A 1032-nucleotide genomic window follows, 5' to 3' on the forward strand; every position below is an offset into this window, starting at 1 on the left:
ATCGATAACGCTCCAGAAGAGCGCGAGCGCGGTATCACAATCAACACTTCTCACGTTGAATACGATACGCCTACTCGTCACTACGCACACGTAGATTGTCCAGGACACGCCGATTACGTTAAAAACATGATCACTGGTGCTGCTCAAATGGATGGCGCAATCCTAGTAGTAGCTGCGACAGATGGCCCTATGCCACAAACTCGTGAGCACATCCTACTTTCTCGTCAGGTTGGTGTACCTTACATCATCGTATTCATGAACAAATGTGACATGGTTGACGACGAAGAGCTACTAGAGCTAGTAGAAATGGAAGTTCGTGAACTTCTTTCTGAGTACGACTTCCCAGGTGATGACCTACCGCTAATCCAAGGTTCAGCCCTTAAAGCCCTAGAAGGCGAAGCTGATTGGGAAGCGAAAGTTGTTGAACTAGCTGAAGCACTAGACAGCTACATCCCAGAGCCAGAGCGTGACATCGATAAGCCATTCATCATGCCTATCGAAGATGTTTTCTCAATCCAAGGCCGTGGTACTGTAGTAACAGGTCGTGTTGAAGCGGGTATCGTTCGTGTGAACGACGAAGTAGAAATCGTAGGTATCAAAGAAACGACTAAGACGACTTGTACAGGTGTTGAAATGTTCCGTAAGCTGCTTGACGAAGGTCGTGCAGGTGAGAACGTTGGTGCACTTCTACGTGGTACTAAGCGTGAAGAAGTTGAGCGTGGCCAAGTACTAGCTGCTCCAGGCACAATCAACCCACACACTAAGTTCGAATCAGAAGTATACGTACTAACTAAAGAAGAGGGTGGTCGTCACACTCCTTTCTTCAAAGGTTACCGTCCACAGTTCTACTTCCGTACAACTGACATCACTGGTGCTGTAGAGCTTCCAGAAGGTGTAGAAATGGTAATGCCAGGTGATAACCTTAAATTCGTTGTAGAGCTAATCGCTCCAATCGCAATGGATGAAGGTCTACGTTTCGCTATCCGTGAAGGTGGCCGTACTGTAGGTGCTGGTGTTGTATCTAAAATCTTC

At 47.1% G+C, this 1032-nt stretch carries 1 protein-coding gene; it reads left to right on the forward strand.

Annotation, left to right across the window (positions count from 1 at the left end; genetic code table 11):
- The coding region (tuf, locus tag D1Z90_RS20770; protein ID WP_119912662.1) for an elongation factor Tu at nt 1-1032 on the forward strand (1032 nt) is incomplete at both ends.

Origin of the sequence: Motilimonas pumila, from assembly GCF_003596335.1 — a bacterium.
GTDB classification, from domain to species: domain Bacteria; phylum Pseudomonadota; class Gammaproteobacteria; order Enterobacterales; family CBDFNC01; genus Motilimonas; species Motilimonas pumila.